Below are 13,807 nucleotides of genomic sequence, written 5' to 3'. Positions count from 1 at the left end.
GTACTCCAGGAGGGGGACTCAGGCGAGGAGCGCCGGAATCGTGCCCTCGTGCGCGGTCCGCAGCTCGCTCAGCGGGATGCTGAACTCGCCCTGGACCTCGATCTCGTCACCGTCCACGACACCGATGCGGGTGACGGGCAGACCCCGCGCGCCGCACATGTCGTTGAAGCGGAGCTCCTCGCTGCGAGGAACCGAGACGACCGCGCGCCCCGCCGACTCGGAGAAGAGGAAGGTGAACGCGTCCAGGCCGTCCGGGACGACCAGCCGGGCACCCTTCCCGCCGCGCAGGCAGGACTCGGTGACCGCCTGGACGAGACCGCCGTCGGACAGGTCGTGCGCGGCGTCGATCATGCCGTCGCGCGAGGCGGAGATCAGGATCTCGCCGAGCAGCTTCTCGCGGCCCAGGTCGACCTTGGGCGGCATCCCGCCGAGGTGCTGGTGGACGACCTCGGACCAGGCCGAGCCGCCGAACTCCTCGTGCGTGTCGCCGAGCAGGTAGAGCAGCTGCCCCTCCTGCGCGAACGCCACCGGGGTGCGCCGGGTGACGTCGTCGATCACACCGAGCACGGCCACGACCGGCGTCGGGTGGATCGCGGTGTCACCGGTCTGGTTGTACAGCGAGACGTTGCCGCCGGTGACCGGGGTGCCCAGCTCCAGGCAGCCGTCCGCGAGACCGCGGGTGGCCTCGGCGAACTGCCACATGACGTCCGGGTCCTCGGGCGAACCGAAGTTCAGGCAGTCCGAGATCGCGAGCGGCTTGGCACCGGAGGCGGCGACGTTGCGGTACGACTCCGCCAGCGCGAGCTGCGCACCGGTGTAGGGGTCGAGCTTCGCGTAGCGGCCGTTGCCGTCGGTCGCCATGGCCACGCCGAGGTTGGTCTCCTCGTCGATGCGGACCATGCCGGCGTCCTCGGGCATCGCGAGCACGGTGTTGCCCTGCACGAACCGGTCGTACTGGTCCGTGATCCACGTCTTCGACGCCTGGTTCGGCGAGGAGACGAGCTGGAGGACCTGCGCGCGCAGCTCGGCGGCGTTCACCGGACGGGCCAGCTTGCCGGCGTCGTCCGCCTGGAGCGCGTCCTGCCACTCGGGGCGGGCGAACGGGCGGTGGTAGGTCGGGCCCTCGTGGGCGACGGACCGCGGCGGAACGTCCACGATCTGCTCGCCGTGCCAGAAGATCTCCAGCTGGGAGCCCTCGGTCACCTCACCGATGACGGTGGCGATGACGTCCCACTTCTCGCAGATCTCCAGGAAGCGGTCCACGTGCTGCGGCTCGACGATCGCGCACATGCGCTCCTGCGACTCGCTCATGAGGATTTCCTCGGGCGAGAGGGAGGAGTCGCGCAGCGGCACGGTGTCCAGCTCGACGCGCATGCCGCCGGAACCGGCGGAGGCCAGCTCGGAGGTGGCGCAGGAGAGCCCGGCGCCGCCGAGGTCCTGGATGCCCGCGACGAGCTTCTCCTTGAAGATCTCCAGGGTGCACTCGATGAGGAGCTTCTCCTGGAACGGGTCGCCGACCTGGACGGCCGGGCGCTTGGCCGGGCCGGTCGACTCGAAGGTCTCGGACGCGAGGACCGAGACGCCGCCGATGCCGTCGCCGCCGGTGCGGGCACCGTAGAGGATGACCTTGTTGCCGGGGCCGGAGGCCTGGGCGAGGTGGATGTCCTCGTGCTTCATCACACCGATGCAGCCGGCGTTGACGAGCGGGTTGCCCTGGTAGCAGGCGTCGAAGACGACCTCGCCGCCGATGTTCGGCAGGCCGAGGCAGTTGCCGTAGCCGCCGATGCCCGCGACGACGCCCGGCAGGACGCGCTTGGTGTCGGGGTGGTCGGCCGCACCGAAGCGCAGCGGGTCGACGACCGCGATCGGGCGGGCGCCCATGGCGAGGATGTCGCGGACGATGCCGCCGACGCCGGTCGCCGCACCCTGGTAGGGCTCGATGTACGACGGGTGGTTGTGCGACTCGACCTTGAAGGTGACCGCGTAACCCTGGCCGACGTCGACCACACCGGCGTTCTCGCCGATGCCGACGAGCATCGCGTCGTTGGCCGGGACCTTCTCGCCGAACTGCTTGAGGTGGACCTTGCTGCTCTTGTAGGAGCAGTGCTCGGACCACATCACGGAGTACATGGCGAGCTCGGCGCCGGTGGGACGGCGGCCCAGGATCTCGCGGATGCGGGCGTACTCGTCCTCCTTGAGGCCGAGTTCCTTCCAGGGCTGTTCGGCGTCCGGGGTCTCGGCCGCGTGCTTGACCGTATCCAGGCTCATGCGTTGACCAGCTTCTTGATGATCGAGGTGAAGAAACCGAGGCCGTCCGTGCCGCCGGTGCCGATCAGCGGCTCGACCGCGTGCTCGGGGTGCGGCATGAGGCCGACGACGTTGCCGGCGGCGTTGCTGATGCCGGCGATGTCACGGAGCGAGCCGTTGGGGTTCACGTCCATGTAGCGGAACGCGACGCGGCCCTCGGCCTCCAGCTCGTCGAGCGTGCGCTCGTCGGCGGTGTACCGGCCGTCCATGTTCTTCAGCGGTACGGAGATCTCCTGGCCGTCCGCGTAGTCCGCGGTCCAGGCCGTCCCCGTGTTCTCCACCCGCAGCTTCTGGTCGCGGCAGATGAAGTGGAGGTGGTTGTTGCGCAGCATCGCGCCGGGCAGCAGGTGTGCCTCGGTCAGGATCTGGAAGCCGTTGCAGATGCCGAGGACCGGCATGCCCGCCTTCGCCTGCTCGATGATGGTCTCCATCACCGGCGAGAAGCGGGAGATGGCTCCGGCCCGCAGGTAGTCGCCGTAGGAGAAGCCGCCCGCGAGGACGACCGCGTCGACCTGGTGCAGGTCCTTGTCGCGGTGCCACAGCGATACGGGTTCGGCCCCCGCGACCCGGACCGCGCGCAGCGCGTCCTTGTCGTCGAGGGTGCCGGGGAAAGTGACGACGCCGATACGAGCGGTCACTTCGCGGCCTCCTCGGACTCCACCTTCACGACGAAGTCCTCGATGACGGTGTTCGCGAGGAAGGTCTCGGCGAGTTCGTTGATCCGGGCCAGGGCGGCATCGTCGACCGGCCCTTCGACCTGAAGCTCGAAACGCTTCCCCTGGCGAACGTCGGCGATTCCCTCGAAGCCGAGACGGGGCAGTGCGCGCTGCACCGCCTGTCCCTGCGGGTCGAGGATCTCCGGCTTGAGCATGACGTCGACTACGACGCGTGCCACTGGCACTCCCAATGGTGTGGTGCGGCTGGGTCTCCGGGGGGTTCCCCAGACCCCGGCGGGTCCTGTCAGCGTACCTGCCGGAAATTTCTACGCGGGTAGACAAGGATCTGCGGATCACGTACGGATATCGATCACCACCGGCCCGGGGAAAAGTCCGAGGAAAAAATCAGTACCGATTGCGGACGGACACGCGAAACAATTGAACGGGCTTCACAATGCCGTACCACCGCTGTACAAATGATTACCAAGGAAAGCATCACGGCTCGAAGAACACCGGAACACCGACGCCTCGGGATCGGGCCGGAGCCAGCGAGCCCGGCCTGATCCGACGACACAACCCCAGGCAGCCGGAAGGCCGGCGGCCGCGCACGTCAGACGCGCGGCCGCCGCAGGAAAGGACCGATATCCGTGGCGCAACGCGTAGTGGTCACGCTCTCCGACGACATCGACGGAGGACAGGCGGCGGAAACGGTTACTTTCGCCATCGACGGGAAGTCCTACGAGATCGACCTCAATCCCGCCAACGCGAAAAAACTGCGGAAGACACTGGCTCCGTACGTGGCGGCCGGCCGAAAGCAGACAAAAGCCGGAAAGCACGGCAAGACCCCCGTTTCGTACCACCACACCTCCCTCGCCCCCGACCCGGCGGCCGTCCGCGCGTGGGCGCGGTCGCACCAGATGGACGTGCCGGCCCGGGGACGCATCCCGAAGAGGGTCTACGAGGCTTTCGAACAAGCGAGTTGAGCGAGGGGCAGAACCCGGCGGCGGCGCCCGGAGGTCCGCAGGGGCCTCCGGGACGGCCCGTGCGGAGCGTCCTCGCAAACATCCCCGGGGGAGCCGACTTGCGCTTCACCCCCGCAGTTCGGATAGAGTCTGGATCACGCCAAGGGGCAAGGCCGAAAGGCCCCAACCACAGCAGCGTGCGGGTGTAGTTCAGTAGTAGAACACCCCCCTTCCAGGGGGGAGGCGCAGTGTGCGATTCCTGTCACCCGCTCTGCATCGCTTTCCGACCACTCCGGTGGATCGGGTAGAGTGGTGCTCGCGCCGCCCGGTGAAAGCCGAGCGGAGGCAATGCGGACGTAGCTCAGTTGGTAGAGCGCAACCTTGCCAAGGTTGAGGTCGCCAGTTCGAACCTGGTCGTCCGCTCCAAAAGAAAGACCCCGGTCGATTTCGACCGGGGTCTTTCTCGTGTGCGCCGGATACGTGCGCCTGATACGTGCGCCTGATACGTGCGTGGGATGCGTGCGCCGGGTCGGGCGCCGATCTTTTTTCTTTCGGGGATCCGGTTCCGCGGTGTCGGCATCCGTGTCCGCCATGACGGATGTCATGCCGGGTGGTGACGGCTCGCACTGCCGCCGGGCTCCGGCCCCGGCCAGCCTGGATGCATGACCAGTGACGCCCATGGCGGCGACCCAACCCCTGCCGGTACGGCGGTGATCGAGGCCCACGCGGTGCGACGGCGGTACGCGGGCGGCTTCGAGGCCGTCTCCGGGATCTCCTTCTCCGTACCGCGCGGGGAACTCTTCGCCCTGCTCGGCACCAACGGCGCCGGGAAGACCTCCACGGTGGAGCTGCTGGAAGGGCTCGCGGTGCCGGACTCCGGGACCGTACGCGTCCTCGGCCACGACCCGTACCGCGAGCGGGGTGCCGTCCGCTCCCGGACCGGGGTGATGCTCCAGGAGGGCGGCTTCCCGTCCGACCTGACGGTGACCGAGACCGTACGGATGTGGGCCGCGTGCACCAGTGGCGCCCGGCCCGTCGGGGAGGTGCTGGAGCTGGTGGGGCTGACCGGCCGTGCCCGGGTCCGCGTCAAGCAGCTCTCGGGCGGTGAGCGGCGGCGCCTCGACCTGGGGCTGGCCCTGGTCGCGCGTCCGGAGGTCCTCTTCCTGGACGAGCCGACGACCGGGCTCGACGCGGAGGGCCGGCGCGACACCTGGGAGCTCGTCAGGAACCTGCGGGACGGAGGCACGACCGTGCTGCTGACCACGCATCACCTGGAGGAGGCCGAGGCGCTCGCGGACCGGCTGGCGATCATGCACGGCGGCCGGATCGTGGCCTCCGGGACGACGGCCGAGGTCACGGCCGGGCAGCCGGCCCGCATCAGGTTCCGGCTGCCCGAGGGAGTCCCGGCCGACCGGCTGCCGGTGGGTCCGGGTGGCCCGGACCGGACCGTGGTGGGCGTGGGCGGGTGGATCGAGATCCGTACCCACGTCCTCCAGGAGTCGCTGGGCACCCTTCTCGGCTGGGCGGCCCGCGAGGCCGTCGTCCTCGACGGGCTCGACGCCCGGTCCGGGTCGCTGGAGGAGGCGTTCCTGGAGATCGCGCGTACCGGGGGCGGGGAGGTTCCCGGGGGCACGGTTCCCGGGAACCCGGAGCGGACCGGGGCACGACGGACGCAGGGGGCGGCGGCATGAGCATCACCACCAGGGCGGGCATCTCCACCACCCGCACCACGGCGGGGCGGCGGCTGACCGCCCTCGCCCGGGCCGAGTTCACGCTGCTCGCCCGGAACAGGACGGCGGTCTTCGTCGCGCTCCTCATGCCCCTGGCGATGACGGTCGCCCTCAAGTCCTCGCTGGACCGGGTCGACCTCGGGCCCGCCGGGATGTCCGTCGCCGGGGCCGCGCTGACCGGCGGGATCGGGGTGGCGCTGATCCAGGTCGTCCACATGAACCTCGTCTCCACGTACGTCGCCCGGCGCGAGGAGCTGGTGCTGAAGCGGCTGCGGACCGGGGAGATCCGGGACCTGGAGATCCTCGGCGGGACGGCGCTGCCCGCCGCCCTCCTGCTCCTCGCGCAGAGCGCGGTGATCGTGGCGGTCGGCGGGGCCGCACTGGGGCTGGGGGCGCCGGAGCGGCCCGCCCTGCTGGTGGCGGGGCTGCTGCTCGGCTGCGTCCTGCTCGCCGGGCTCGCGGCGCTCACCTCGGCCGGTACCCGCACCGTGCAGACCGCGCAGCTCACCACCCTGCCGTTCTTCCTCGTCTCCGGGATGGGCTCGGGGCTCTTCGTCCCGCTCGCCATCCTCCCGGACCGTGTCGCCGCCGCCTGCGAACTGCTGCCGCTGACCGGGGTGATGACCCTCGTCCGCGCCGGATGGCTGGGCGGCGAGTCCGGCGGTGCGCTGGTACGCGCGATGGTCGCCGCTCTGGCCTGGACCGCGTTCGCCGTGTTTGCTGGGCGGCGGTGGTTCCGATGGGACCCGCGGCGCTGAACCACGGCGGCGACGGCACGGGGGACGGAGAAACGGTGATCCGGCGTACGAGGGAGTGGCGGCGCCGCTGGCAGGGGCGCGGCCGGCTCCAGCGCATCGACCTCTACCAGCGGGCGACCCTGGAGACGATGCCCTGGTTCTTCCTCCTCGCCTGGGGGATCACCCCGCTCGCCGCGGACCTGCGCCACGATCCGCTGCCCTGGGCGCTGGGCGGCCTGTTCACCCTGGTCTGCGCCGCCCAGTGCGCGTACCTGCACCGGACCCTGCTCCCCGCTCACCGGTCCTACCTGGGCCGGGGCACCTTCCCCGTCCGCGGTCTGGCCGTCCCGGTGGTGCTGCTCGCCGCCGGGCTGGGGCTGCTCGTGGTGCTGGCCGCCACGCACGGGATCGACGGCGACGGGCTGGCGATGTTCGCCCTCGACCTGCCGGTCGCCTTCGCCACCCCGTACGTCCTCCTCGTGCCGGTCCGGAACTTTCTGCTGCACTGCCTGGCGTACGCGGCGGTGAGCGCCGGGCTCTTCGCCACGGCCGGGGTGCGCGGCGGGGCACTGGCCGCGGTGGCGGGCGCGGGGCTGATCAGCGGGCTCCTGATGCTGCTGGCGGTGCGGCCCTCCGCGTGGAGCCTGAGCGTGATGTGGCAGGCGGAGGAGGCCCGCGACCTCCAGGCGCGGCTGGCGGTGGCGGAGGAACGGCTCCGGTTCGGCCGGGACATGCACGACGTGCTGGGCCGCAATCTCGCGGTGATCGCGCTGAAGAGCGAACTCGCCGTCGAACTCGCCCGGCGCGGAAAGCCCTCGGCCGTGGACCAGATGGTCGAGGTGCAGCGGATCGCCCGGGCCTCCCAGCAGGAGGTCCGCGAGGTCGTACGCGGTTACCGGGAGGCGGACCTGCGCGCCGAACTCCACGGAGCGCAGGCCGTGTTGCGGTCGGCCGGCATCGACTGCGCGGTCGAGGAGGACCGGGCCGCGGCGGACCGGCTGCCCGCCGCCGCCGGATCGGCGCTCGGCTGGGTGGTGCGCGAGGCGACCACCAACGTGCTGCGCCACGGCGACCCGCGCCGCTGCGTGATCCGGCTCGCGGCGGACACGGGGACCGGGACCGTACGGCTGACGGTGGAGAACGACGGGGTGCCCGGCGGCCCGGGGCCCGGCCCCGTCCCCGCCTCCGGGGGCTCGGGTCTGCCGGGGCTGCGGGAGCGGCTCGCCGCGCTCGACGGCTCGCTGGAGGCGGGGCCGGCCGGGAGCGGGCTCTTCCGGCTCACCGCCACGGTGCCGGTGGATGTACCGGTGCCGGAGGGCTCGCTCATCGTGTGCGAGCCGGAACTCGTGGAGGAACGTTGACCGCCGCACCCGAACCCGCCGCACCCGGACCCGCCGCTGCCGAACCCGCTGCTGCCGGGCTACCCGCGCCGGTGCGTCTGCTGCTCGCCGACGACGAGCATCTGATCCGGGGCGCCCTCGCCGCGCTGCTCGCGCTGGAGGACGACTTCGTGGTGGTCGCGGAGGCGGCGACCGGGCCCGAGGCGCTCGCCATGGCGCTGGCCCACCGGCCCGATGTCGCGGTCCTCGATCTCCAGATGCCGGGCGCCGACGGTGTGAGCGTGGCCACATCCCTGCGGACCGAACTGCCCGGCTGCCGCACCATGATCGTGACGAGCCACGGCCGCCCCGGGCATCTGAAACGGGCCCTGACCGCGGGGGTGCGGGCCTTCGTGCCCAAGACGCTCAGTGCCCGCCGGCTGGCCGAGATCATCCGCATCGTGCACGGCGGAAACCGTTACGTGGACCCGGAGTTGGCCGCCGACGCGATCTCCGCCGGGGACTCGCCACTGACCGCCCGGGAAGCCGAGGTGCTGGAACTGGCGGCGGACGGCGCCCCCGTCGCGGAGATCGCCGTGCGGGCTTCGCTCTCCCCCGGAACGGTCCGCAACTACCTCTCCTCAGCGGTCTCCAAACTGGGCGTGGAGAACCGTCATGCGGCAGTGCGTTTCGCTCGGGCTCAAGGATGGGTATAGTTGGCATCGCGCTCAGGCGCAGATGCGAACGTAGCTCAGCTGGTAGAGCGCAACCTTGCCAAGGTTGAGGTCGCGAGTTCGAACCTCGTCGTTCGCTCCACGTGAGAAAGGCCCCGGTCCTCAGGACCGGGGCCTTCTTCGTGTCCGGACGCCCCTCGGAGCCGTACCCCTTCTCGGGGGAGACGCGCTGCCGCCGGGAGACGCGCTGCCGCCGCCCTCTCGTGGCAGGGGGCGGCGGGCAGCGGGGGGGGGCGGGGCTACTCCCAGCTGAGGCCGGTCAGCCGCTCGTACGCCTCGATGTACTTGGCGCGGGTCGCGTCGACGACCTGCTGCGGCAGGGCGGGCGGCGGGGTCTCGCTCTTGCGGTCCCAGCCGGAGGCCGGCGAGGTCAGCCAGTCGCGGACGAACTGCTTGTCGTACGAGGGCTGGGCGTGGCCCGGCTCCCACTCGGCGAGCGGCCAGAAGCGCGAGGAGTCCGGGGTCAGCACCTCGTCGCCGATGATCAGCTCTTCGGTGCCGTCCGCGCCGGTCGCCCAGCCGAACTCGAACTTGGTGTCGGCCAGGATCAGTCCGCGCCCGTGCGCGATGTCCCGGGCGCGCCGGTACACGTCGAGGGTGAGCTGACGCAGCAGGGTCGCCGTCTCCACGCCGACGGTGTGCGCGACCGCCTCGTAGCTGACGTTCTCGTCGTGGTCGCCCACGGCGGCCTTCGTCGCCGGGGTGAAGATCGGGCCCGGCAGTTCGGAGCCGTCGACGAGCCCCTCGGGGAGGCCGATGCCGCAGACCGTGCGGGAGGCGTCGTACTCGATGAGCCCGGAGCCGGTCAGGTAGCCGCGGGCCACGCACTCGACCGGGACCATCCGCAGCGAGCGGCAGATCGTCGTGCGGCCCTCCCAGTCGGCGGGGGCGCCGGCCGGCACCTCGGTGGAGATGACGTGGTTCGGCACCAGGTCGCCGAGCTGGTCGAACCACCAGAGCGACAGCGCGGTCAGCACCCGGCCCTTGTCCGGGATCTCGGTCGGCAGCACCCAGTCGTACGCGGAGATGCGGTCGCTGGCGACCATCACGAGGTCACCCGCCTCGTTCCGGTACAGCTCACGCACCTTGCCGGTGTGCAGGTGGGTGAGGCCCGGAACCTGGACGGGCTCGGGCTTTTCTACGAAACCGGACACGCTGCCTCCGCGTAGGTTGATCCAAGGGTCGCGGGTCCGATTGTCCCGTATGCCGGTGCCACCCCGCCGCGTGGGGCGGTCCGGCGGGGTACGGGCACCGGGCACGGCACCTCCGCGGCACGTCCGCGGGCCTGCGGACCGCCCTGGCCGAGGCGTCAGTCGCGCTTGCAGATCCGGTTCAACAGGTTGGCCGTGGCCTGTTGGATGCGCGCGTCGGTGTGCCCGGGCCGGTCCAGCGCCGGCGACCAGGCGAACGTCCCGGAGGCGAAGACGAGAGCCCCGGACGGCGCCTGGTAGAGCGAGGTCTCCTGATGGCGCCGGGCACCCTCGGAGTCCTCGTACGGCGAATGCGCGAGCAGGATGCGGCTCTCGTGCTCCGGCAGCGCCGTGCGCGGGTAGTACCGGTCGGCCTCGCCCGCCACCAGACCCGCGATCTCCTCGCCCTCCACGGCCCCGGTGCCCCGCCAGAGCCAGTGGTCGGCGTTGCGCACGATCAGCGGCGAGGGCTCGGGCACCCGGCCCGCGTACTGGATGCCGAGCAGCAGCTGCTCCGGTTTGTCGACCTCCCGCCAGAGCGCGGCCTTCCCCGGCCCCTGCCGTTTGCGGCAGGTGAGGAGGCGGTCGGGCACCCCGGACGGGGACGCCGAGAGCGACACCTGCCAGTACATGGTGTTGGCCGAGAGGAAGACCAGCGAGGTCCCGGTGTCCCGCGCCAGCTCCGCGGTGCGCCGCATCGGGACCGACCAGTACTCGTCGTGGCCGGGGAAGACCAGGCCCCGGTAGCGGCCCGGGTCGACGCGGCCCGCGTGCAGGTCGCGGGCGTCCGCGTAGGCGAGGCTGTAGTCGTACCGCTCCGCCCAGCGGATGAAGTCGTAGGCGTGGCCGACGTGGAGCGGCAGCCCGGCGCCCGCGTACGGGCGGTCGAAGGAGACCGTCACCGCCGCCTCCTCCTCGCCCAGCAGCCCGCCCTTCTCGTCCCACGCGTGGTACAGGCTGGCGCCCGTCACACCGTCCTCGGGATAGAGGTTGTACGCCTGCCACGTGATGTCGGGGAGCAGCAGCAGCAGATCGGCCGGGTGGTCGTCCCGGACCGTGAACGGGACGTGCGAACGGTGACCGTCGTCGGTCGTCAGCACGGCGACATAAGCACCCACCGCCCACTCCGCCGGGATCTGGAGCCGCCAGGAAAGCCACCAATGGTGGCAGGAAACAGTCTTGTCGGCGGCGAGCGGAGGGGGCTGCACGATGCCCGACTGGCGCGGAACCGTGGTGATCTTCCGGGCGCCGTCGCCGCCGTAGTGACCGATGCGGTAGATGTCGACGTAGAACGGCTGGGGCGGGTCGACCGTGATGTGGAAGTCGATCGCCTCACCGGGCGCCGCCGCCCCGGGCGACGCGAAACCCTTCACCTGTCGGCGCACGTCATCGGCGGTGCGCGGGCCGCCGCCGCTGCGCCCCAGCTCGGGGTCGGCGTACCAGGGGACCACCTGCCCCGTGTCGTTGAGGTAGTTCTCGCTGTTGCGCAGCCAGGGCAGCGGCCCCTGGCCGAACGGATCGCTCACGGCGTGCGCGAGGGCGCCCGACTCCCATCGGCTACTGTGCTCCGCCCCCATGACCGGCCCCTCCCTCACGTCCCCCGTACCACTCTGGTGCGCCCTGTGTCAGGGCCGATCCCAGCACATCACATAACGCATGCGGCTCGTCACCGTTCGTCGTGAATTGACGTGAACGGAACCTACCCTTCCGGGTATTGGGCCCGTACCGAGGTCCGCACGAGCGCGCGGAAGGCGGCGTGCGCCGGGCGAGGGCGCGTGCGCGGGGCGCGAAACGGCCCCCTGTCGGCCCCGCTTGCGCGGACCGATTGCGTACACGGTGCCATATTTCCGTATACGGAGGGCCCGTTGCGGCGGACCGGGACACATTTCCGTATCCGGGGGGCGTGTTGACTCCGCACGGGGCGCGCGCACCAGCCCGAGCGCCGGGTGGGCACGGTGTTCTCCACGGTGCCGTCGTGTGCGGGTACGGGCGCGGTCCTGCGCGGGTCCGGCCGCCGGTCGTACGCGGGTGCGCCGTCGGTCGTACGCGGGTGCGGCTGCCGGTCGTGGTCAGACCAGGCGGACCGGCTTGTCCTCCCGGATGCCCAGCTCGGAGAGCCAGGAGCGCAGCGGTTCCGCGTCGCCGTCCTCCACCAGGCTGAGCACCGGAGTACCCAGATCCGTCCGGCGCGACCCGTCGACCAGCAGCGCGGGGCCGTCCAGCCAGTCGAGGCCGGGGGCCGCCCCGGCCGTGTCCACGGCGGCGCAGCAGACCATGGCCGTGACGTGGTCGGCGAGCAGCTCCGTGCCCGTACGGGGCGGCTGGAGCGGGAAGAGCGGGAGCGGGCCGGGGCCCCAGAGGTCGAGCGGGTCCACGGTCTGGCCGTTCCCGCCGGCCGCCCCGCGGCCCGCCGTACCGGCCGCCGCGGTGCCGTTCGCAGCCGTGCCGTTGGCCGTCGTGCTGTTGGCCGTCGTGCTGTCCGCCGAGGGGGGCACCGTGCCCTTCGCCGTACCGGCGGCGGGTGACTCGGCCTCGGCCCGGGCGGCGGCCTCCGCGGCCTCCTCACGGGCGACGGCCGCTCCGACGGCGGCCGCGAGCTCCTCGCCGCCGCCCCGGCCCACGAGGTGGTCGATGACCCGGGCCAGCGTGGGAGCTCCGGCCTCGGCGGTCCGTACGGCTCCTTGCGCCGAGGAGCACGAGGGGCGCTGGGCGGTGGGCCCGGTGGGAGCGGACGCGACCGGGCCGGGGGCCGCGGTGCCGAGGGCGTCCATGACGCCGTGCAGCCGGGCCGCCTCCGTACGCCACTTCCGGTCGACGACCTCCTCCGGGTACCGCTGCCAGTCGACGGGTGACCACTCGCCGCCCCGGGCGGGGCCGCCGTGGAAGAGCCGCGCGGCGAGCAGGGACGCCGCCTCGTCGGCCAGGCCGGGCTCCTCGAGGAGATCGCAGGCGGGGCGCTCGCCCAGGCGCGCGGCGAACCCTTCGGCGAGCCGGTCGCGCCGGGAGAGCTCGGTGAGCGCGGAGACCACCCCCGCGTCCAGCCGCGCCGGCCACCGGCCCATCCGCCAGGCGGGCAGCGCGACGCGGGTCAGCAGCCGGTCCCAGCCCGCGTAGACGAGCCCGACCTGCTCCTGGGCGACGGCGCGTACCCCGTAGTCCACGCCCTGGGCGCGCAGCGAGGCGGAGAGCGCGACGCACCGCTCCATCTCGGCGGCATGCCCGCGGCAGCTGCGGAGCAGCAGCCGGGCGGCCCAGCCGGTGAAGGCGCGGGACATCCGGCCGAACACACCGACCAGCGAAACGTTTGACCTCGCGGGCCCGGGCCGGGGGCCTCCGGCGTCCGCGACGACTCCGTCGAGGCCTCGGACGAACCGCCGGGCGGCAGCTATGTCGGGGTGCGCGGCGAGGCCCGTACCGGCGACGACGGGAGCGAGCACCGCGCGCAGCTCGCCGACGCGCATCCACCACAGGAACGGCGACCCGATGACCAGCACCGGCGCCGCCCGTTCGCGGTCGCGCCGGTCACCGGCCGGCTCGTCGGCGCCGGGGCCGGTCCGCACGTCGGTGCGGGCGGAGGGATGGGCGCGCGCGGAGGGGTGGGTGCGGTCCTCCAGCCAGCTGTCGCAGTCGGGGGTGAGCGCTATCGCCGAGGGCGCGGGCACGTCCATGCGATCGGCGAGCTCGCGCACGAGCCGGTAGAGGTCGGGGGCGGACTTCTCGTCCACGGCGACGGTCGGACTGAGCGCCGGCCGGGCCCGCGCGACGGTGACCGCCACCCCGGCGGCCAGCACCAGGAAGACCACGGCCGTCGCGCCCACCACCCAGCGGGCGGTGTTCCAGCCGACGCCGGCCAGACGCCCCTGCGCGGTGGCGGCGATCATGACCACGGCCACCGCCGCGGGCAGGATCGCCAGCGCCACCGCACGGCTGCGGATGCGCAGCAGCGCGAGGGCGCGCGCCCGGGCGGCCCGCATGCCCAGGTCCTCAGCAGTCTCCGTACCGGACACGACCGGAAGTCACCCCCTCTGCCCCTGCGACGGTGTTGCTCACTCCCCCACTGTGGCACCGCCCTCGGACATCGCAATGTCAGTGGGCCAAGTGCCGGAATCCTTGCGCCGCACCCTAGTTGGGGGTTTCGCGGCCGTCATCCGGATGGCCCAGCCGTCACCCGA

At 72.3% G+C, this 13,807-nt stretch carries 11 protein-coding genes and 3 tRNA genes; 8 read left to right on the top strand and 6 right to left on the bottom strand.

Features of this window, described 5'->3' with window-relative positions:
• Positions 1–18: 18 nt before the first annotated feature.
• From purL to purS, 3 genes are read right to left on the bottom strand one after another with little or no spacing between them, the layout of a single operon-like run.
• Positions 19–2,268, bottom strand: a complete 2,250-nt coding sequence (purL, locus tag ACWCWD_RS28130) for a phosphoribosylformylglycinamidine synthase subunit PurL (protein ID WP_450776922.1) — start codon at positions 2,266–2,268, stop codon at positions 19–21.
• A complete protein-coding gene (gene purQ / locus ACWCWD_RS28125; protein WP_450776920.1) occupies positions 2,265–2,945 on the bottom strand; it encodes a phosphoribosylformylglycinamidine synthase subunit PurQ in 681 nt (226 codons plus the stop codon). Before purQ ends, purL begins: the two co-directional genes overlap by 4 nt.
• Complete coding sequence (purS, locus tag ACWCWD_RS28120) at positions 2,942–3,202, bottom strand: phosphoribosylformylglycinamidine synthase subunit PurS (RefSeq protein WP_266706271.1); 261 nt, start codon at positions 3,200–3,202, stop codon at positions 2,942–2,944. The genes purQ and purS overlap by 4 nt, the downstream gene beginning before the upstream one ends.
• Before the next feature lie 408 nt (positions 3,203–3,610).
• Between purS and ACWCWD_RS28115 the strand changes: the two genes are divergently transcribed.
• The 8 genes from ACWCWD_RS28115 (at position 3,611) to ACWCWD_RS28080 (ending at position 8,527) form a co-directional block, all read left to right on the top strand.
• The gene (locus ACWCWD_RS28115; RefSeq protein WP_450776918.1) at positions 3,611–3,946 is read left to right on the top strand and encodes a histone-like nucleoid-structuring protein Lsr2; all 336 of its coding nucleotides are present in this window, start codon (positions 3,611–3,613) and stop codon (positions 3,944–3,946) included.
• Between the two features lie 178 nt (positions 3,947–4,124).
• Positions 4,125–4,196, top strand: a tRNA-Gly gene (locus tag ACWCWD_RS28110).
• 79 nt (positions 4,197–4,275) lie between these two features.
• Positions 4,276–4,351: transfer RNA gene (locus tag ACWCWD_RS28105), tRNA-Gly, on the top strand.
• 236 nt (positions 4,352–4,587) lie between these two features.
• Positions 4,588–5,616 carry an ABC transporter ATP-binding protein gene (locus ACWCWD_RS28100; protein ID WP_450776916.1) on the top strand — a complete coding sequence of 343 codons (1,029 nt, stop codon included), beginning with the start codon at positions 4,588–4,590 and terminating at the stop codon, positions 5,614–5,616.
• Positions 5,613–6,413 (top strand): ABC transporter permease, encoded by an 801-nt coding sequence (locus tag ACWCWD_RS28095; protein WP_450776914.1) that lies wholly within the window; start codon positions 5,613–5,615, stop codon positions 6,411–6,413. The genes ACWCWD_RS28100 and ACWCWD_RS28095 overlap by 4 nt, the downstream gene beginning before the upstream one ends.
• Positions 6,395–7,753 carry a sensor histidine kinase gene (locus tag ACWCWD_RS28090; protein ID WP_450776912.1) on the top strand — a complete coding sequence of 453 codons (1,359 nt, stop codon included), beginning with the start codon at positions 6,395–6,397 and terminating at the stop codon, positions 7,751–7,753. Before ACWCWD_RS28095 ends, ACWCWD_RS28090 begins: the two co-directional genes overlap by 19 nt.
• Positions 7,754–7,824: 71 nt before the next feature.
• Positions 7,825–8,427 (top strand): response regulator transcription factor, encoded by a 603-nt coding sequence (locus ACWCWD_RS28085; RefSeq protein ID WP_450776997.1) that lies wholly within the window; start codon positions 7,825–7,827, stop codon positions 8,425–8,427.
• Between the two features lie 24 nt (positions 8,428–8,451).
• Positions 8,452–8,527, top strand: a tRNA-Gly gene (locus tag ACWCWD_RS28080).
• Positions 8,528–8,684: 157 nt separating this feature from the next.
• Here ACWCWD_RS28080 and ACWCWD_RS28075 read toward each other — a convergent pair.
• From ACWCWD_RS28075 to ACWCWD_RS28065, 3 genes are all read right to left on the bottom strand, one after another.
• Positions 8,685–9,599 (bottom strand): phosphoribosylaminoimidazolesuccinocarboxamide synthase, encoded by a 915-nt coding sequence (locus ACWCWD_RS28075; protein WP_450776910.1) that lies wholly within the window; start codon positions 9,597–9,599, stop codon positions 8,685–8,687.
• 155 nt (positions 9,600–9,754) lie between these two features.
• Positions 9,755–11,212 (bottom strand): N,N-dimethylformamidase beta subunit family domain-containing protein, encoded by a 1,458-nt coding sequence (locus ACWCWD_RS28070; protein ID WP_450776908.1) that lies wholly within the window; start codon positions 11,210–11,212, stop codon positions 9,755–9,757.
• Positions 11,213–11,704: 492 nt separating this feature from the next.
• The gene (locus ACWCWD_RS28065) at positions 11,705–13,642 is read right to left on the bottom strand and encodes a hypothetical protein (protein WP_450776906.1); all 1,938 of its coding nucleotides are present in this window, start codon (positions 13,640–13,642) and stop codon (positions 11,705–11,707) included.
• Positions 13,643–13,807 lie beyond the last annotated feature (165 nt).

The organism is Streptomyces sp. NPDC001493, assembly GCF_053597235.1.
This window is presented reverse-complemented; position numbering and strand designations above follow the sequence as displayed.